A 19210-nucleotide genomic window follows, 5' to 3' on the forward strand; every position below is an offset into this window, starting at 1 on the left:
CAAGGCGATTAGAAGGCGGCGAAGCGAGCGTTCAGTCCGATGAACAGCGCGGCCAGTGCAAGGCATCCGGCCAGCGTCAGCCGGGCGAGCCGCAGCGGCCAGCGGGCCAAGGCCTCGCTGCCAATCGACCACCCGATTGCCACCGCCGCCGCTCCGCCCAGCGCGCCGCCCAGTCCCGCCGTCAGAGGCACAGCCGTCCATGCGGCGAGCGCGAAGACGGCAAAGCGCGCGCCGTCCCCGATCTGACGGGCCAACAGCACAATCGCGATTGCCCCCAGCGAGCGGGTCGGCTCCTGCGGCCGCTGGATCTGCACCGGCAACGCCAGTTCGGCCGCAGCAACCGCCAGCGCAAAGGCGACCAGCATCTGCGCCGCCCGGCGCGGCAGAAGCTCGGCAAACTCCGCCCCGATCCACGCCATTGCGCCGGAGCTAAGGCAGGCGCACAGCACCGCGACCGCAAGCAGCGCGGTGCTGCGTTCCAGCGCATCGGCCCAATGCGCCACCAGCCATTGATCGCGCCCGCCCATCGCCAGCGCGAAGACCAGCACCACAGCGATCAGGAAGCCGTCCACGCGGGGTCTGGCTGTGGATCAGGCCGCCCAGGGCCCGGTGATCGCCAGGGTCGCGGTCGGATCATAGGCGTTGACGAACAGCACCTTGCCATCGGGCGAGAAGCACCCGCCCGCCAGCTCGGTCTGCGCTGTGAGCCGCGCGATCGTATAGGCCTGACCATCGGGCGAAATCCCACGGATGTGATTGTCGACGATCGGGGTGTATTGATCCTCGCACACAATCAGATGGCCGTTCGGCGCCACGGTGAGGTTATCGCCGAAGTTGAACTGATCGGTGTTCTCGCTTTCAAAATACAGCTCGATCATGTCAGGCGCGCCGGCATTGCCCGGGCTGAGCTTGAGGATCTGGCCCAATTCTTTCGCCCCGCCGCTGGTGCAGCAGGCAAACACCTCGGACTGGCCGCGATTGACCCCCATGTGCAGGCCTTCCCCCCGGGCGATCAGTGTCGCGCCCTTGGCGGCGGCGCGCAGACGCAGGTCGTCCTTGGGCGCTTCGGGTTCATCAAGGTCGATCCAGGTGACGGGATAGGGCTTGCGCAGTGGCATCAGCGCCGTTGCCCAGTTGCGCGAATCGGGCAGGCCTTCGATCGACATGGCCTGCAAGCGCCCGCCCTCGGCGAGCTTGCCGGGGGTCTTGGGAATGAAACGATAGAGCACCCCGTCATCGCGGTCCTCTGTCATGTAAACATAGCCGGTCGCCGGATCGACCGCGGCAGCTTCGTGATTGAAGCGCCCCATAGCGGTCAGCGGCACCGGATCGACCAGCCCGCGCGCCGCAGCGGGGACTTCGAACACCCAGCCGTGATCGCGCTCCAGCCCGTCGCCATAGGGTTGGCCGGGGCCGGTCGGCGCTTCCTCGCAGGTGAGCCAGCTGCCCCACGGCGTCACCCCGCCCGAACAATTGCGGATCGTGCCGCCGAGACTGCGGAACTGGCGCTTCACCTGCAACGTCGCGGCGTCGAGCACGATGGTGGTGGTCCCGCCGGGGACGAAGGCCCCATTGCGCTTGCCAAAGCCCTTGGCAATCGGCCCGCCCGCATCGTGGCGCGGTTGAAGCTCGTGGTTGCGCACCAAGGCGATCTCGCCGTTGCCGAGGTCGAAGCAGCCCATCCCGTCCGCGCGATCGGGCACGGTGCCGCCATCATCCATGGCATCGCCAAGGCGCGAGATAACCCGGTAGGAGAACCCTTCCGGCAGATCGAGCAAGCCCGCCGGGTCCGGCACCAGCGCGCCATAGCCCGCAAAGCCGCTGGCCTTGGCAGATGGGCGCGCTGCGGCGGAGGCAGCGGGCGCGCCGCGCGTCATGCAGCCGCTGGCGGTCAGCGCGGCAAAAGCGGTGGCGGTCGCGCCGAGGAAACGGCGGCGATTGGCTTCGAAAGCGGGGGTCTGGGTCATGCCCGCCGGATTACCGGTCCGCCCCCAGCGCCGCAAGCACTTCGTCCCAGCGCACGTACTTGAAGTTCTGGGCCGAGGGCGCGTTCACCCCGTCCTGCGCGATGAACATGCCCTTGGGGAAATCGGGGCCGAAATCGCGATTGTCGAGTTCAATCCCGTCGGTTTCCTCGACCGAGCCGAACGCGCCTTGGGCGATGCGGAAGCGGCCGACCGGGGTCACGTCGGGCAGGCGGAACACCGCATAGGCGTTGTCCCCTTGCGATGACGCGACGAGGTAGCCGCCGTCCGCGCCTTCGGGCGCTATCGCGAGGCCTTCGACATCGGCGACCAGCAGCTTGTTGTCGATCGCCGCGACCATGCGCTTGGCCCCGGTGGTCATGTCGATCGCCCAGATCCCGGCGTCTTCCTCACCGATGAACAGCATGCCGGTGCGCGGATCGGCGATGCAGCCTTCGGTCTGAGTCGGCACCTGTGCGAGGGTGGTGGTGGTGCCGGTGAAGCCCCCGGCCACTTCGGTGATGACGGTCTTGTAGATCGTGCCGCTCTTGGGCGCGCTGAAGGCGATGATCCCGGCTTGCCCGGCCGGCTTGACCATGCAGATGCCATAGCCCTCGCCCGGCCCCACGGCGATCTTGCCTGCCGGGGTCAACGTTCCGGTGGCCGTGTCGAGCAGCGCCATGAACAGGTTCACGGTCGTCAGGTCGCTGCGGTCACTGGCAATCACCAGCACGCGGCCTCCGCTGATGTCGATCAGGTCGACATTGTTGAGGCCGGGGGCGGCGAGAAAGCTCTTCTGCGCGCCCTTGAGGTCATAGACGTAAAGCCCGCCCTTCTTGTCCGTGCCTACGATCAGGCTGGCGGAAGGATTGGCCGGATTGCGCCAGATCGCCGGATCATCCGCCGCATCCTCGCGCGCCGTGCCGACCGGCGGGGTTTCCGCCCGCGCGGTCACGGTCACAGCCGGATCGCCGGTGATCGGCGGCACGGTGGCGCATGCCCCTGCGAACCCGAGAGACAGCAAAGCGAAGCCATGGAAGGGACGCAGCATCAGAACGCATACCTCGCAACAACCTGGAATACAGGGCCGGCGCGCTCGCTTTCGATCTCGTACTCGTCGAAATCGCGGCTCACCTGATCGCCGGTGGTGGCGAACTTGTTGAACACTTCGTCCTTGGTGCTGTCGAGCAGGTTCGAACCCACCGCGCGGATGGTGAAGCTGTCGCCGAACCGCTTTTCGATGAAGACTTCGAGGTCCGCGCCATAGCGCGTGGTCACTTCCTCGCCCACCAGACGCCCGAAGGCCGAACCCTGCTTGCGATAGGTCGCGCCGAACGCCGCGCCAAATTGCGGAATGTTCTGGATCGCACCGAAGTTGTAGACGAACTTCGACTGGTCGTTGAAGCGCCGCTCACCGAACTCATCGGTGATCTTGCTGTCAAGCACTGCGAGGTTCCCGAACACGCCGGTATCGGGCAGGCCGAGGAAGGCGAGGCTGAACGAGGCGTCGAATTCGATGCCGTAAACCTCGCCGCTGCCGGTGTTGCGCGGGGTGTAGACAAAGGTGCCCGGCCCTTCCGAACCTTCAACCGGCGTGCCGTTGGCATTCAGCAGGGTCGAGAGTTCGGTGAGATTGCTGACGTCGCGGTAGAACACGTTGACGCCGACCACGCCGGTGCGACCGATCTTGTGTTCATAACCAACATCGCCGCCCCATGCGGTTTCCGGCAGCAGCAGCGGGTTGCCGAGGAAGTCGTTATCGCCAAACTCGGCTTCCAGCGTGCCGGGGGTGAGGAAGTTGAAATTCGGGCGGCGCAAGGTGCGCGCACCCGACAGTGTGACGCGCCCATCACCCAGTTCGATCTTGATCGAGGCCGAGGGCAGGAATTCGTCATAGTCGGTGCTGATCGCCGGGGTGCCGGCGGCCACCAGATCGGTGATCGTCACATCGGTGTTTTCCCAGCGAATCCCGACCTCGAAAGTGAGGTTGTCATATTCGCCTTCGACCAGCGCGTAGAGATCGCGGCGGTCTTCTTCGATGCGGGTGGTGGTCGGCTCCAGCGGCGGGAAGGTCGCCGGGGCAAATTCAGCCGGATTGCGGGTGAACTGGTCATAGCCCTGTCGATTGGCGGCGGTCAGGTTGAAGCGGCTGCGCACCGACTGGAGATCGGTGTCGCGATCCTTGTTCTGCACAAAGCCGCCGATCGCGAATTCGAGATTGTCGTTCAGCTCGAACTCATGCTCGAGATTCACGAACAGCTCGGTGTCCTTGATCGCCTGATTCAGCAGATCGCCGGTGAAGCGCGGGGCGCTGCGGTCGAAATCGACTTCGTATTCGAACTCGTCGCGCTGTTCGTCAAAGCTGGAATAGCCGACCCGAAGCTGGGTTTCACCAAAGCCCCATTCGTGATCGAGCTTGCCGATAATCGCGAAGCTTTCCTGCGTGATGTCCGAAACGTTGGCGTTGTCGGTGAGCAGGTTGCCCGCGGGCGTGGCACGAACCGGGCCGTTGATTGCGGTGGGATCATTATACTCGAACGAGCGCTCGGTCTCGGTGCGCTCGGTGCGGACGAAATTGCCGAGCAATTCGAACTCGGTGGTTTCGCTCTCGATCCCCCAGCTGGCGTTGAAGGCATAGTCGGTGCCGTTGCGCACGTCGGTCTGATCTTCGCGATTGTCGAAATCATCGGTGGCGAAGTTGGGGTTGTTCTCGGGGCTATCGCCGTAGCGCAGGCTCGACTTTTCCTTGGGGTTGTAGCGGCCCTGCACGTTGGCGCCCACCAGCACGCGGCCACCGGCCAGCGCGCCGCCGTAGTAGAAGCCGCCCGAAGGCTTGAACTCGCCATCATCGAAGAACAGCCCGCCCGCCCGCAGGTAGCCGCCATCGAGCGCGAAACCATCGCGCAGCTTGATGTTGAGCGAGCCTGCGACCGCATCGCCGGTGCGACGCGCGGAGGAGGAACGGACGATCTCGACCTGCTCGATGAGTTCGGCCGGGATGCGGTCGAGGAAGAACGACCGGTCGGACTGGCCGCCGGGCACGCGCTCGCCGTTGATGAGGATCTGGGTGTAGCCCGGATCGAGACCGCGCAGCCGCGCGCCGTCGCTTTCGAGCACGTCGGACAGGAACGTCACACCCGGCACGCGCTTCAGCGCGTCGCCTGCGGTCAGCGGTTCGAAGCGTTGGAAATATTCCTCGTCATAGACCAGCACCGGCTCGGCGGAGTCGGAGCGGTTGCGGAAGCCGATGCTGCCCTGCACGACGATTTCCTTGGCGGTCTGGACCTTGTCGTCTTCGCTCTCTTCGGTTTCGGCAATCTGCCCGCCCGATTGGACAGCGGTGGCGAGCGTCTGCGGGTCAGCCTCGGCGGCCTGCGCGGGTGCGGCAAAAACGGTGGCAAGCGCGGTGACGGCGCTGCCGACAAGCAGTTGGGTGCGGAGCATCGGTATTCCCCCTCGCGGCCTCCCGGGAATCGGGGCCGTGTTGAGGGGGGCCGATAATCAGGGACAGTGACACACGGGCGACCGCACGGTGACGAAGCTGTGACAGCTGCGCGCCAAAGCAAATTTGGCGAAGCTGTGGCGCAAATGTCTCAATTGGAGAGCTAGCGCCGCACCTGCTATGCGCCTAGCCAGAGACAAAAGACGCACAGGAGAGGAAACCCATGAAAATCGAACCGGGTATGGCCGCGGTGGTCACCGGCGGCGCGAGCGGTCTGGGCAAGGCCAGCGCGAAGGCCTTTGCCGATGCGGGCATGAAGGTCGCCATCTTCGACATCAACGACGAAGCGGGAGAGGCCCATGCGCGCGACATCGGCGGGACGTTCCACCATGTCGACATCATGGACGAGGCCTCGGTGGAGGCCGGTTTCGCCGCCGCCCGCGCCGCCCACGGGCAGGAGCGCGTGACGCTCCATTGCGCCATGGCCAGCCGGCGCGGCAAGACGCTGGGCTGGGACAAGGAAAGCGGCCAGTACAAGCGTCTCTCCACCGAGGATTATGCCTTCGGTGCCGAGGGCATCCTCGTCGCCTCTTACCGCGTCGCCAGCATCTCGGCGCTGGGCATGGCCAATGCCGATCCGGTGAATGAGGATGGCGAGCGCGGCGCGATCATCCTCACCGCCAGCGTCGCGGCGCAGGACGGGCAGATCGGGCAGGTGATCTACGGCTCCTGCAAGGCCGGGGTGAACGGGCTGGTGCTGCCGATGGCGCGCGACCTGATGGACATGGGCATCCGGGTGAATTCGGTCATGCCCGGCATCTTCGCCACCCCGCTGATGCTGGGGATGAAGGACCGCAACCCGCCGATGTGGGCGCAATTGAACGCCTCTGTCCCCTTCCCCAAACGCCTTGGCGAACCGGAAGAATTTGCCTCGCTGGTGCTGGAGATCGCCCGCAACAGCTACATCAACGGCCACCAGTTCCGGCTGGATGGGGCGATCCGGATGCCGCCGAAGTAAGGTGCTTTTTCCGCGTCGTCATTGCGAGGAGCCGCAGGCGACGTGGCAATCCAGAGCGTCTCGCAATCCGCTCTGGATTGCTTCGCTCCGCTCGCAATGACGAGGAGAAACGCAAAATGGCTACCCAGACCAACGAATACCCCACCAAGGCCTATGGAGCGACCGCGCCCGATAGCGGGGTCCGGCCGATGCAGATCACCCGGCGGGGCCTGCGCGACGATGACGTGCTGATCGAGATCAGCCATTGCGGCATCTGCCATTCCGATCTGCACTCGGCGCGCAATGATTGGGGCTTCACCACCTATCCGATCGTGCCAGGTCACGAGATCGTCGGCACGGTCAGCGCGGTCGGGAGCGGCGTCACCCGCCACAAGGTCGGGGACCGGGTGGCGATTGGCTGCATGGTCGATTCGTGCATGGCGTGTTCGCATTGTGATGCCGATTTCGAACAATACTGCCTCGATGGCGGGATGACCGGCACCTATAATGGCACGGACCGGCGCGACGGCAGCCTCACCTTCGGCGGCTATTCCGAACGGATCGTGTGCCGCGAGGAATTTGTGCTGAAGGTGCCCGAGGGGATGCCGATGGCCGAAGCCGCGCCGCTGCTGTGCGCCGGGATCACCTCATACTCGCCGCTGCGCACATGGAAGGTCGGGCCGGGCAGCAAGGTCGCGGTCGCGGGGCTCGGCGGTCTGGGGCATATGGGTGTGAAGCTGGCCGCCGCGATGGGCGCGGAAGTCACCGTGCTCAGCCGTTCCGAGAGCAAGCGCGCCGATGCCGAAAAGCTCGGCGCCCATGCCTTCCTCAACACCGACGATGCCGCCGCGATGAAGGCCAAGCGCGGCTATTTCGACATGGTGCTCAACACCATCCCGGTGCGCCATGATGTGGTGCCTTACCTCCACCTGCTCAGGATTGACGGGGTGCAGGTGCTGGTCGGGCTGATCGGGATGATGCCCGAACTTCACACCGGGGTGCTGCTGGGCCGCAAGGTGCTCACCGGCAGCGGGATCGGCGGGCTGGCCGAGACGCAGGAGATGCTCGATTTCTGCGCCGCGCATAACATCCTGCCCGATATCGAAGTGATCGCGATGCAGGACATCCAGACCGCCTACGACCGGATGGAGGCCAGCGACATCAAGTACCGCTTCGTCATCGACATGGAGAGCCTGCGCGCTGCTTGATGATTCTTGAATATGCAGAGTGTTGAAGCAATGAATACTTTAATGCGTGAATAAGATAAAAATATAGAATTGTAATTTGTTTCAATGTTGCAACACAGCAATGACAAACTGACAAGTGACATAACGATGCGAATTGTGCGGCTGATCCTAATAGCTATTGGGATTTCTTGCTGCGGACGAGGCACGTTCGTAACAAAAGAAGGCTAAAGCGCAGCACGCAGGCGGAACGATCCCACCTCTCAATCAGGAGCGTTCCTTATGACAGTTCGTTTTGCTTGCGCCGTCTCGGCACTGACCTTGGCGTCTGCCCTGTCGGCACCGGCTTTCGCGCAAGGTCCGGACAGCGTGGCCGTTGATGCCGCAGCGGCCACGGTCGTTGTCACCACCGCTGGCAAGAGCACCGAGGACGAGATCGCCAGCTTTGATCTGGCCGCCGCTGCCGCGCCCGCTACGCCCGCCATTCCCGTCGGCACCGGCAATGGCGACATCGCCGTGTCGAGCGCCGCCATCGCCGCCGCCGCAGCTGCAGCGCAAGGCACGCCCGCCCCGCGCAGCGAGCGCTTCAGCGTGGTGCTGAACCAGGACGCGTTCTTCGGCTTCTACCCCACCTTCAACGGGCTGATCCCGGTTGGCGAGAATGTCGATCTCAGCTTCTACGGCATCATGTGGACCACCGACGCCTTCGGCACCGGCCTCGGCTCCGACCTGTGGACCGAGTTCGGCATTGGCGCGAACTTCATCCTTGCCGACGGCAAGCTCCAGATCAAACCGCAGGTCGGCCTCACCAACGGTGCGCTGCTTTCAGGGGGCGTGGTCGACGAAGACGGCGATCCGACCGGCACCGGCGGCAATTTCGCCGACGGCATCGTCCCGAGCCTGACGATCAACTATTCGGACGACACATTCGAGGCCGAATATTACGGTGGCTACTACGCCGCGCTGCGCAACCGCAACGAGAACGCCGCGCTCGACTTCCTGCACACCTGGGTCAATGCCGGTTACAAGTTCACCAGCAACGTCTCGGCCGGCGCGCATTACGAATTGCTCAGCAACACCCGCAACACCTTCCCGGGCGGCAGCACCGCGGTCGTCTACCAATGGCTCGGGCCCTATGTGCAGTTCTCGCTGAGCAAGGGCTTCTTCGCCCGCTTCACCGCCGGGGCCGATATCGAGGAAGGTGGCGACGGCGATTTTTACAAGCTGGCGGTCGGCATGTCGTTCTGATCTTCTGACAACCAGACATCCGAGGGGCGTTGCGACGGCAAATGGTCGCAACGCCTCTTTTTTGCTCTGACGACAGGTGGCGACATGACGTATCGATTCGGCTGATGAGATACGAATATATCTATCTGCAAACTGTGGCAGGAAAGACACGCAAGAAGATAATGTGAAACCCCCATCTCACATAACCTTTGTGCGCGATGGCCGGTTGGGGGAATATGACGCGGACGTGACGGGAACCCGATTCATCGGATAAAATCTCCTGCACGGCCCGCAGGTGGAACGATCCAAACCTCTCTATGGAGCGTTCCTTATGTCCATTCGTTTTGCCTCGGCTGCTTCGGCCGTTGCTCTCATCGCCTGCTTTGCCACCCCTGCCTTTGCAGGTGAAACGCAAGCCGCTCTTGCTGGCCCGGCTGATGAAACCGAAATCGCCGTGATCGAAGCCGATCCGGCCGCCGTTGCTTCGCGCGCTATCGAACCCATCGACCTTGCCACCGCGACGGGGCAGGACGAAGAGTCCGCCATCACCATTTCGGGCTCGGCCACCCTCACCAGCGACTACCGCTTCCGCGGCGTGTCGCAGTCGGATGAAGGCATGGCCGTGCAGGGCGGCTTCACCATTTCGCATTCAAGCGGCTTCTATGTCGGCACCTGGGGCTCGAACCTCGCGGGCTGGGGCACCTTCGGCGGCGCCAATATGGAGCTCGATATCTATGCGGGCTACAAGCTGCCTGTCGGCGAAGGCACGCTGGACCTTGGCGGCACCTGGTACATGTACCCCTCGGGCGCTGACACCACCGACTTTGCCGAACTCTATGCCAAGCTTTCCGGCAGCGTCGGTCCGATCGGGCTGACCGCCGGGGTCGCCTATGCCCCGTCGCAAGAAGCGCTGGGCAATGCCTTCCCGGTCGGCGGTCCGCCCAACCCGGGCGACAAGGAAGACAACCTCTACCTTTCGGGCGACGCGACCTATGGCGTCAGCGGCGCCCCGATCACGCTGAAGGCGCACATCGGCTATTCGGACGGTAACCCCGGCCTCGGCCCCAACGGCACCAGCGTCGCCCCGACCGGCACCTATCTCGACTGGCTGATTGGCGCGGACATCGTGCCGATTTCGGGCCTGACGCTGTCGGTGGCCTATGTCGATACCGACATCACCGAGGCTGAAGCCAATCTTATCCGCCCGAACTTCGCCACGCTGGCGGGCAATTCGATCTCGGACGCGACCGTGGTGTTCTCGGTCACCGCTTCGTTCTGATCGCATCGGCATGACACAAAGGGCGCTCTGCCATCGCGGCGGGGCGCCCCTTTACTTTGCGCAGCCCCTTGCCGATAGGTTGCTCGACGAGACCCGATAACGGGCGAGCGAGAGGATTGACGATGCGCAAGGCGATTTTGGCGGCGACGACGGCCGCCCTTCTGGCAGTTCCGGCGAGCGAGGCTCTGGCGGGCAAGCGCTACGAAGCGACCATCACCCGCACCACCTACGGCATACCCCATATCGAGGCGCGCGACTGGCGCGGTGTCGGCTACGGCGTCGCCTATGCCTATGCCGAGGACAATCTGTGCTTGCTGGCCGAGGAATTCGCCACCGTGGCGGGCGAACGCTCGCTCCATTTCGGGCCGCAAGCCACCGCCACGCTCGGGTTCGAGCAGGTCGACAACCTTTCGTCTGACGTGTTCTTCCGCGCGATTATCGATCTGCCGACGCTGCGTGAGGGGGCCAAGTCGCTGACCCCGCGCGTCATCGGCCTGCTGGATGGTTATGTCGCGGGCTACAACCGCTTCCTCAAGGATGCGGGGGCTGAGGGCATCCCGGCCGAATGCCGCGGCAAGGCGTGGGTCCGACCGATCACCCGCGACGATATGCTGCGGCTGAATGAAAAGCAGATGCTGCTGGCGAGCTCTCTGAACCTCGCGCCTGCGATCGCCAATGCGGCACCTCCCGGCAGCCCTGCCCCCAAGGTTTCAATCAATATGCCCAAGCCTGACGAACTGGGCATCGGCAGCAACGGCTGGGCCTTTGGCGGGGATGTGACCGCGGACGGGCGCGGGCTGCTGATCGGCAATCCGCACTTCCCGTGGAAAGGCCCCAGCCGCTTCTGGCAGATGCATGTGACCGGGCCGGACGGCTATGACGTGATGGGCGTCGGCCTGGCGGGCACACCGCTGCCGACGCTGGGCTTCAACAAGGATGTCGCCTGGACCCATACCGTGACACAGGCCAAGCATTTCACGCTGTTCCAGCTGACGCTCGATCCGGCGGACCCGACCCGCTACATGGTCGATGGGACCAGCACGCCGATGACGCGCCAGACCGTCACCGTGCCGATGCCCGAAGGCACCCCCGCCGTCACCCGGACGCTATACAACACCCGCTTCGGCCCGGTCTTCGTGATCCCCGCGCGCGGCGTCACCTGGAGCGCGGCGACGGCCTTTGCCGTGCGCGATGCCAATCGCAGCAACCAGCGCGGAATCGAAACCTGGCTGCGCATTGGCGAAGCCAAGAATGTCGGCGAAGTGAAGGCTGCGGTGACCGAAACGCTCGGCATTCCGTGGGTCAACACCATCGCGTCTGACCGTTACGGCGATGCGCTTCACGCCGATGTGACCGCGGTGCCGAATGTCTCGGCCGAGAAGATCAAGACCTGCTCGACGCCGATTTCGGGGCTGTTTGCCGAACTCGCCGTGCTGCTCGATGGGACCCGCGCGGCCTGTGATTGGGACGTGGCGGCGGGCACGCCCACCCCCGGCCTGTTGCCCGCGAGTGATCAGGCGGCCACGATTGTGCGCAGCTACCTCACCAATTCGAATGATTCCTACTGGATCAGCAACCCGGCGATGCCGCATCGCCAGCTGTCGCCGATCCTCGGCGAATACGGCACCGCGCGTAGCCTTCGCACCCGTTCGAACTTCACCGAAACGGCGGCGCTGCTGGCGGGCGGCAAGGTGGATCATGCCCGCGCGCAAGCCCACGCCTTTGCGAACAAGAGCCTCGCTGCCGATTTGGCGGTCGCGCCGATCATCAAGCTGTGCGCCAGCGCGGTGATCCTGCCGCAGACGACCGGGCTCGGCTGTTCGGTGCTGGACCGCTGGGACCGCCGCTTCGAGGCGGACAGCCGCGGTGCGGCGCTGTTCCGCGCCTTCTGGCCCAAGGTGGCTCGCCTGCCCGGCCTGTGGGCGGTGCCGTTTGATCCTGCCGATCCAGTGAACACCCCGCGCGATATCGCGACCGACGGGGCCAAGGGCGACAAGCTGCTCGCAGCCCTCGGCGAAGCGGTCGAGGAACTCGAAAAGGCCGGCATCCCGCTCGATGCGCCGTGGGGCGAGGTGCAGCGGGTCATGGCGGGCAATGATGCCATCGCGATCCACGGCGGGCCCGGCACGCTCGGCATTCTCAACATGCAGGAATCCCGCCCCGCCCCCTATGGCGGGCTGATGCCGGTGCATGGAACGAGCTATATCCAGATTGTCGGTTTCGACGACAAGGGCCCGGTGGCCGATGCGATCCTGAGCTATTCGCAATCGACCAACCCCGCCTCCCCCCACGCCGCCGACCAGACTCGCGCCTATGCCGCCAAGCAGTGGCATCGCCTGCCCTTCGCCAAGGCCGAGATCGCCGCCGCCGCGATCAGCAAGCCGAAGCGCATCGCCGAGTAAGCCGCGCCGCTATGCCAGAACCCACCCTGCCCAAAGCACTCGCCTTTGATGTGTTCGGCACGGTGGTCGACTGGCGCACGAGCGTCGCGCGCGAATCTGCTGGTTTTCTGGAGCGGGTGGGGCAGGACCCCGGCACCGCCGCGGCCTTCGCCGATGCCTGGCGCCGACAATACATCGCGGCGATGATCGGGATGAAGAAATCGGGCCGGGCCTTCGTCCCGCTCGACGTGCTGCACCGCGAGATGCTTGAGGCGACCTTGCGCGACTGGAGCGTGGATCCCGGACAGGTCGACGCGGCGCTGCTGGCCGACTGGAACCGGGCGTGGCATCGGCTCGACCCGTGGCCCGACGCGGTGGCGGGGCTGAGCCGGCTCAAGACGCGGTTTCCGATTGTCACGCTATCGAACGGCAATGTTGCACTGCTGGTGGCGATGGCGCGGCATGGTGGCTTGCCATGGGACGCGATCCTTGGCGCGGAGGTCAGCGGCTTTTACAAGCCGGACCCAAGAGCCTACCTGCGCACCGCCGAATTGCTGGGCATTGCGCCGGGCGAGCTGAGCCTCGTCGCGGCGCACCACGGCGATCTGGCCGCGGCCCGCGCCTGCGGCTTGCTGACCGCCTATGTCGACCGCCCGGACGAATATGGCGGCGCGCCCGCACCCGACGCCGCTTACATCCAGACCTGGGAATGGTCCGCGACGAGCCTGACCGACCTTGCCGATCAGCTGGGCTGCTGAACCGCCGTTAATTCGACGATTTTCGAAATGACGATTGACTCGGGCGCGCCCCACGTTATTTCGATCATTCTCGAAAGGTGGTGCGATGGACGATCTTGGCACGCAGGTCTGGGCGGTGGATGCTCTGGGCGCGCTCGCCCATGAAACGCGGCTCGCGGTGTTTCGGATGCTGGTCAAGGCTGGCCCCGACGGCATGATCGCCGGCGCCATTGCCGAACATCAGGGCGTGCCGCCCTCGACCATGTCGCACCATCTGGCGACCCTCGAACGCGCCGGGCTGGTGCAGTCCGAGCGTGAAAGCCGCCTGATCCATTACCGCGCCGACTATCCCGGCATGCGCCGCCTGCTCACGTTCCTGATGCAGGACTGCTGCCAGGGCGCGCCCGAAATGTGCTCCGACTTGATGGCCGGACTGACCTGCGAACCCCATGGCTGAGGGCTCCATGACCGACACCCCTTTCACTGTGCTGGTGTTGTGCACCGGCAATTCGGCCCGCTCGATCCTCGGCGAAGCCCTGTTTAACCATCTCGGTCAAGGCCGGGTGCAGGCCTTCAGCGCCGGGAGCAAGCCCAAGGGCGTGCCGCATCCGGGCGCGCTCAGACTGCTCGCGCGGCGCGGGATCGACACCGCCGCCTTCCGGTCGAAAAGCTGGGACGAGTTCACCGCCCCCGCCGCGCCGAGGATCGATCTGGCGATCACCGTGTGCGGCAATGCCGCGGGCGAGACCTGTCCGGTTTTTCTCGGCAGCCCGCTCAAAGCCCATTGGGGCCTGCCCGATCCGGCTGACGTGACCGGCACCGAAGCCGAAGTGGATGCCGCCTTTGAGGAAACGTGGCGCTTGCTGGAACTACGGGTGCGGGCCTTCCTTGCGCTCGACAGAGCTGCGCTCAGCACACCCGCGTTGCAGGCTGCGCTTGCCGAAATTGGCGCGCTGGAAGGGGCCGCTGCGTGACTGAAACCGCAGCCCCGCTCGGCCTGTTCGAGCGTTACCTTTCGGTCTGGGTGCTGCTCGCCATTCTCGCGGGGCTTGGCTTGGGCATGGTGGCGCCAGACACGGTCGGCATCCTTGCCGGGCTCGAATATGCCTCGGTCAATCTGGTGGTCGCGGTGCTGATCTGGGCGATGATTTTCCCGATGATGGTCGGGGTCGATTTCGGCAGCATTCGCGATATTGGCCGCAAGCCCAAGGGTCTGGTCATCACGCTGGTGATCAATTGGCTGGTCAAGCCCTTCACCATGGCGGCGCTCGCAGTGATGTTCTTCGATTATCTCTATGCCGGGATCCTGCCGCGCGGCGATGCGCAGGAATACATCGCCGGGCTGATCCTGCTGGGCGCTGCGCCCTGCACCGCGATGGTCTTCGTTTGGGCGCAGATGACGCGGGGCGATCCCGCCTATACGCTGGTGCAGGTGTCGGTGAACGATCTCGTCATGATCATCGCCTTTGCGCCGATCGTGGCGCTGCTGCTCGGGGTGACCGATATCGCCGTGCCGTGGGAGACGCTGCTGCTGTCGGTGGCGCTCTATGTGGTGATCCCGCTCGTCGCTGGCGCCTTGACCCGCAGCCGCGTTATTGCGGCGCATGGCGGCGACGAAGCGGCGGTTGAGGCCTTTACGGCCAGACTGAAGCCGTGGTCGGTGATCGGCCTGCTGGCAACCGTGGTGCTGTTGTTCGCCTTCCAGGCGGGCACGATTGTTGCCAATCCGCTGTTGATCGTGCTGATCGCGATCCCGATCCTGATCCAGTCCTATGGCATCTTCGCAATCGCCTATGCCTGGGCCTTTGTATGGAAGGTGCCGCACAATATCGCGGCGCCCTGCGCCTTGATCGGCACGTCCAATTTCTTCGAGCTCGCCGTCGCGGTCGCCATCGGGCTGTTCGGCCTTTCGAGCGGCGCGGCGCTGGCGACGGTGGTGGGCGTGCTGGTCGAAGTGCCGGTGATGCTCTCGCTGGTCGCCTTCGCCAACCGCACCCGTGCACGCTTTCCGGGAACCCCAGCATGACCGAATATCAGTGGCTCAGACCCTTGCCCGATCCCGCGCATCTGCCGGCGCTGAAGCCGGAATTTGCGCATCGCCGCCCGGCGCTGGGTCTTGGCCCGCTTGATCCGCCGCCGCGCATCCTGCTGCTCTACGGCTCGCTGCGCGAACGCTCCTTCTCGCGGCTCGTGGTGGAGGAGGCGGCGCGACTGCTGCAATTCTACGGGTGCGAGACCCGTATCTTCGATCCGCGCGATCTACCGATGCCGGATGCCATCGCGGGCGACGATCATCCGGCGGTGCGCGAATTGCGCGAACATTCGCTGTGGTCCGAAGGGCAAGTCTGGTGCAGCCCCGAACGCCACGGCCAGATCACCGGGATCATGAAGACCCAGATCGACCACCTGCCGCTCGCCTATCAGGGCCTGCGCCCGACACAGGGGCGCACGCTGGCGGTGATGCAGGTCTGCGCCGGATCGCAGAGCTTCAACAGCGTCAACACCCTGCGCATCCTCGGGCGCTGGATGCGGATGTTCACCATCCCCAACCAGTCCTCGGTCGCCAAGGCCTATCTGGAATTTGACGAGGCGGGGCGGATGAAACCGTCGAGCTATTACGACCGGATCGTCGACGTGGTGGAAGAACTGGTGCGCTTCACCGTCCTGCTGCGGCCCCATGCCGCGCAGTTGGTGGATCGCTATTCCGAGCGCAAGGATCAAGGCACGCCGGTCGCAACCCCGGCCGATGCGGCCGGGATTGCCACGGCCTGACCGCTACGCCGCGTTCGCCACGGCTTTGTAAAACGGATTGTCCGCCGAATAGTAATTGCAATGGAAGCCCGACGGCACCCGGAACGGGATGCGCACGGTTGCAATCGGCCCGGCGGCAATATCGGTGGCAGCGAAGATCGCGAGTTCGCTGGTCGGCGAATTGGCGCGGTGTACCAGCGTCATCGCATAGCCATCGGACTCATGCGTCGCGCCGACGCGCGGGGCGACGACCAGCTCGCCTGCGGCCGAGCCGGGCCCGAAGTGGTAGAAATCCTCTTTGCCGCTCGCCGTGTCGAAATGCAGGACGGCGTCCATCCCGTCGACCCGGCCATCAACCGAATAGAGGTTCATATTGCCATAGGCATGGCGGGTCTTGCGCGCCATCATCCGGTCGTCGGGACGCGGGAACTGGATGTCGCGATCGTTGAGGATTTCCTCCTTCATGCTCGCCCCGGCAATGTCGATGGTCCAGCGGCGCAGCGACATCGTGGTTTCGGCATGGGTCAGCCAGTTGCCATCCTGATCGGGGAACAGCGCCGTGCCGTTGGCGGCGGCGACATCGGCGATGATCTGGCCGTTTTCCTCCCAGGCATTGCATTCGTGGAACATGTGGCGCGGGTCGAATTCGAACCAGCGCACGTCATGGGCGGTGCCTTCGCGCGGAAGGATCGCGAGCTTGGTCGGACGGCCGGTGTTCCACGCCGTCATCGGCCCGCCGCGCATCCCGCGCTGGATATCCGTGTCGAGCGGCACCACCGGGATCACCACCCAGTTTTCGGTCAGGAAGAAGGTGTGGATCAGCGCGAAGTGCGGGATCGGGATCGTCACCGCATGGCGCACCACCCCCTCGGCGGTGGTGATGGTGTATTGCAGCGCAGCTTCGCCCGTCCAGCCATTGATGTTCGCCCCGATATTGACCAGCTCGCCGGTGGCGTAATCGATCTTGGGGTGGGCCGAGAAGGTTGAGGCGATAGTGCCGTCGTAATCATGCACGCCCAGCGTGGTCAGCTCGAACGGGTCCAGCGCCACCGGCTGCGAACCTTCCATCAACGCGAGCAGCTTGCCGCCGTGCAGAATGATGTTGGTGTTGCCGGTGTTGTAATGCTTGCCCTGCACGGAGGGGTCGGAGGTCATCGGATTGCCGAACATGCCGAACAACCGGCGACCCGCGGCCTTCTCCAGTTCGAACTTCTCGGTGCGCACCCAGCGGTTGCGCAAGCTGACGCGCCCGTCCTGAAAGTGCATCGCGTAAACCATGCCGTCGCCGTCAAACCAGTGATAATCCCCTTCACGCGTGGGATAGAGCGGCTCCGGCCCGTTGCGGTAGAACACACCGGCAAGATCCGCCGGGAGATCACCATCGACAATCAAATCGGGCGCGGTCGCTTCAAACCGCACCGGCTCGTGATGGCCCGACAGATAGGGGTGGTTGAAGAACGGCTGAGTCATGGTTCCTGCTCCGGTTTGGGGGAAGCTGCCACAGCGAGGGGCAGCCTTCTGCTAGCATTATGAGGGGCAACTCACCCCGTGATGAGGGCATCGGTCGCGGCGCGGTCCAGCCACAGGGCGTGGACCCCGAATGGCACAGGCTGCGGCAGCGGGATGCGGCATTGCTCGGTCATGGTCGCGGCGTCGGCGACGATCAGCACCGCGCGCGTGCCATCGGCGAGGAGATCGACCAGCCAGCCTTCATCCTCGCCCTTGCCCTCTCCGCGCGGCACGAAGACGGGCTCGCCGCCGAGCAGCCAGTCGTAATCGAGATACCCGGCCTCGCGCTCCTCGAAGAGGTCGTACTTGAGCACGCCCTGCCCCATCACGCCGCCCGCTTCATCGAGCAGCCAGGTGTAGCGCGCCGGCGTGCCGTGGTGGCGCCAATCGATGCCGGGGCGTTCGTAATGGTGATCGAGCAGCACACGCTCGGTCACGTCGCCGCTCCCCAGATCAAGCCGCCAGTGGACGAATTGCGTGTGGGGCTCGGCCGGGGTGTGGATCGGCATGAACGGCGGATAGTCGCGGAACACCGGAGCGTAGACATGCAGCGCGCCGTCCGCTTCCCAGCCATTGGCGATGTGCCAGATATGACCGGGCAAGGCGGTCTCGAACCAGCGCACCGGATCGCCGTCGCGGTGATCGCGCGCGATCACGCCGAAGCGCAGCGGCTGCTTGGCATCGAACTGCGCCACGCTGGCATTGGGCCCCGCGAGCCCGCCGGGATTGAAGCGCAGCGAGCTGTCGGGGAAGATGATGTGCGTCTCTGTCAGGATGTAATCATGCACGAAGAAGGCGGCGGGCTTGGCCTGCATCACTGTGCTTGTCTGGATCGCTCCGCCGGGTTCCAGACGGGTCAGATGGGTCGTGCCTGACGTGAAGTCCTGCCCGATCGAATAGACCGTGCCGGTCGCCGCATCGGTCTTGGGGTGGGCACTGAAGGGACAGGTGAGCGCGCCGCCGAAGGTTGCATTCGCGCCGCGCCCGTCCAGCGTCAGCCAGCCTTGCGCATCGCGCGCCACATCGAGGCGGAACGGAAGGGCCGTCTCCTGCAAGCAATACAGCCGGTCGTCATGGTGCAGCACCGCCGTGCCATTGCTGCCCGCTTCGATCGCGCTGAGGCGCGGCAGCAGGCCGAACCGGACCTTGAGCCGCTCGACCATCAGCCCGGCCAGCGCGCCCTTGCCGCCACTGGTCAGATCGGCGATCCCCATGAAGGGGTTGCGCCCCGCCTGCTCGATCCAGGCCGAGCGCGGGGTGCGGACATAGGTGTTGGAATAGCGCGCCTCTCCGCCACGCAATTCGATCATGTGGAGCATCGCCTCGCCGTCGAACATGTGGCGGCGGCGGCGCGGGGGAAAGCGCGCATTGGTGCCGTTGCGCAGGAACACGCCGTCCAGTTCCGGGGGCAAGTCCCCCTCGATCGCCAGCGGCACACCGCGCAGCTCGGTGTGCACCGGGTCAAACCCCGGATGCCCATAAGGATCGGCCCCGTTGGGCGGGAGGATTGTGCCGGGTGCATTCATGGCTGGAGCCTCTTTTTCGAAGACGCGCTAAGTCGATTTCATTGCAGTTATAGCAATATTGCCAGCGCCCTCTGCCCCCAGAAATATCAGGTGCATGCCCCCAATAGTCGGCCCAAAACCTTCGAAACGTAGCGGCAAGCGGAATAGCAAGGTGACCCGCTCAATTTGGACAGTTGCCGCTGGCGGCGTGATACTATGCAATTCTTGCAATTA

At 64.8% G+C, this 19210-nt stretch carries 16 protein-coding genes; 10 read left to right on the forward strand and 6 right to left on the reverse strand.

Annotation, left to right across the window (positions count from 1 at the left end):
• Positions 1–8: 8 nt before the first annotated feature.
• From ACLBKT_RS11035 to ACLBKT_RS11050, 4 genes are read right to left on the reverse strand one after another with little or no spacing between them, the layout of a single operon-like run.
• Positions 9–572, reverse strand: coding sequence for a hypothetical protein (locus tag ACLBKT_RS11035; RefSeq protein ID WP_410182966.1), 564 nt, complete (start codon positions 570–572; stop codon positions 9–11).
• Between the two features lie 18 nt (positions 573–590).
• On the reverse strand, positions 591–1967 hold the full coding sequence (locus ACLBKT_RS11040) for an alkaline phosphatase PhoX (RefSeq protein ID WP_410182967.1): 1377 nt from the start codon (positions 1965–1967) through the stop codon (positions 591–593).
• Positions 1968–1977: 10 nt separating this feature from the next.
• Positions 1978–3015 (reverse strand): phytase, encoded by a 1038-nt coding sequence (locus tag ACLBKT_RS11045; RefSeq protein WP_410182968.1) that lies wholly within the window; start codon positions 3013–3015, stop codon positions 1978–1980.
• On the reverse strand, positions 3015–5408 hold the full coding sequence (locus tag ACLBKT_RS11050; protein WP_410182969.1) for a TonB-dependent receptor plug domain-containing protein: 2394 nt from the start codon (positions 5406–5408) through the stop codon (positions 3015–3017). Before ACLBKT_RS11050 ends, ACLBKT_RS11045 begins: the two co-directional genes overlap by 1 nt.
• Positions 5409–5629: 221 nt before the next feature.
• Here ACLBKT_RS11050 and ACLBKT_RS11055 point away from each other — a divergent pair, with 221 nt between their 5' ends.
• The 10 genes from ACLBKT_RS11055 (at position 5630) to arsH (ending at position 15983) form a co-directional block, all read left to right on the forward strand.
• Positions 5630–6424 carry an SDR family oxidoreductase gene (locus ACLBKT_RS11055; protein ID WP_410182970.1) on the forward strand — a complete coding sequence of 265 codons (795 nt, stop codon included), beginning with the start codon at positions 5630–5632 and terminating at the stop codon, positions 6422–6424.
• Between the two features lie 116 nt (positions 6425–6540).
• The gene (locus ACLBKT_RS11060; RefSeq protein ID WP_410182971.1) at positions 6541–7611 is read left to right on the forward strand and encodes an NAD(P)-dependent alcohol dehydrogenase; all 1071 of its coding nucleotides are present in this window, start codon (positions 6541–6543) and stop codon (positions 7609–7611) included.
• A gap of 258 nt (positions 7612–7869) precedes the next feature.
• Positions 7870–8835: a DUF6733 family protein gene (locus ACLBKT_RS11065; protein WP_410182972.1), complete on the forward strand. Its 966-nt coding sequence runs from the start codon at positions 7870–7872 to the stop codon at positions 8833–8835.
• Between the two features lie 310 nt (positions 8836–9145).
• The gene (locus ACLBKT_RS11070; RefSeq protein WP_410182973.1) at positions 9146–10093 is read left to right on the forward strand and encodes a TorF family putative porin; all 948 of its coding nucleotides are present in this window, start codon (positions 9146–9148) and stop codon (positions 10091–10093) included.
• A gap of 122 nt (positions 10094–10215) precedes the next feature.
• Complete coding sequence (locus ACLBKT_RS11075) at positions 10216–12495, forward strand: penicillin acylase family protein (RefSeq protein ID WP_410182974.1); 2280 nt, start codon at positions 10216–10218, stop codon at positions 12493–12495.
• A gap of 11 nt (positions 12496–12506) precedes the next feature.
• Positions 12507–13232 (forward strand): haloacid dehalogenase type II, encoded by a 726-nt coding sequence (locus ACLBKT_RS11080; protein ID WP_410182975.1) that lies wholly within the window; start codon positions 12507–12509, stop codon positions 13230–13232.
• A gap of 85 nt (positions 13233–13317) precedes the next feature.
• Positions 13318–13668: an ArsR/SmtB family transcription factor gene (locus ACLBKT_RS11085; protein WP_410182976.1), complete on the forward strand. Its 351-nt coding sequence runs from the start codon at positions 13318–13320 to the stop codon at positions 13666–13668.
• Positions 13669–13675: 7 nt separating this feature from the next.
• Complete coding sequence (locus ACLBKT_RS11090) at positions 13676–14185, forward strand: arsenate reductase ArsC (protein WP_410182977.1); 510 nt, start codon at positions 13676–13678, stop codon at positions 14183–14185.
• Positions 14182–15237 carry an ACR3 family arsenite efflux transporter gene (arsB, locus tag ACLBKT_RS11095; RefSeq protein ID WP_410182978.1) on the forward strand — a complete coding sequence of 352 codons (1056 nt, stop codon included), beginning with the start codon at positions 14182–14184 and terminating at the stop codon, positions 15235–15237. The genes ACLBKT_RS11090 and arsB overlap by 4 nt, the downstream gene beginning before the upstream one ends.
• Entirely contained in the window at positions 15234–15983 is a 750-nt protein-coding gene (arsH, locus tag ACLBKT_RS11100; protein ID WP_410182979.1) for an arsenical resistance protein ArsH, read from the forward strand. Before arsB ends, arsH begins: the two co-directional genes overlap by 4 nt.
• Before the next feature lie 3 nt (positions 15984–15986).
• Here the strand turns inward: arsH and ACLBKT_RS11105 are convergent, their stop codons facing one another.
• Both ACLBKT_RS11105 and ACLBKT_RS11110 read right to left on the reverse strand, forming a co-directional pair.
• Positions 15987–17432, reverse strand: a complete 1446-nt coding sequence (locus ACLBKT_RS11105; protein ID WP_410182980.1) for a carotenoid oxygenase family protein — start codon at positions 17430–17432, stop codon at positions 15987–15989.
• A gap of 71 nt (positions 17433–17503) precedes the next feature.
• Positions 17504–18997, reverse strand: coding sequence for a carotenoid oxygenase family protein (locus tag ACLBKT_RS11110; protein ID WP_410182981.1), 1494 nt, complete (start codon positions 18995–18997; stop codon positions 17504–17506).
• Between the last annotated feature and the right edge of the window lie 213 nt (positions 18998–19210).

The organism is Erythrobacter sp. W302b, assembly GCF_046452395.1.
In the GTDB taxonomy this organism is placed as follows: Bacteria; Pseudomonadota; Alphaproteobacteria; order Sphingomonadales; family Sphingomonadaceae; genus Erythrobacter.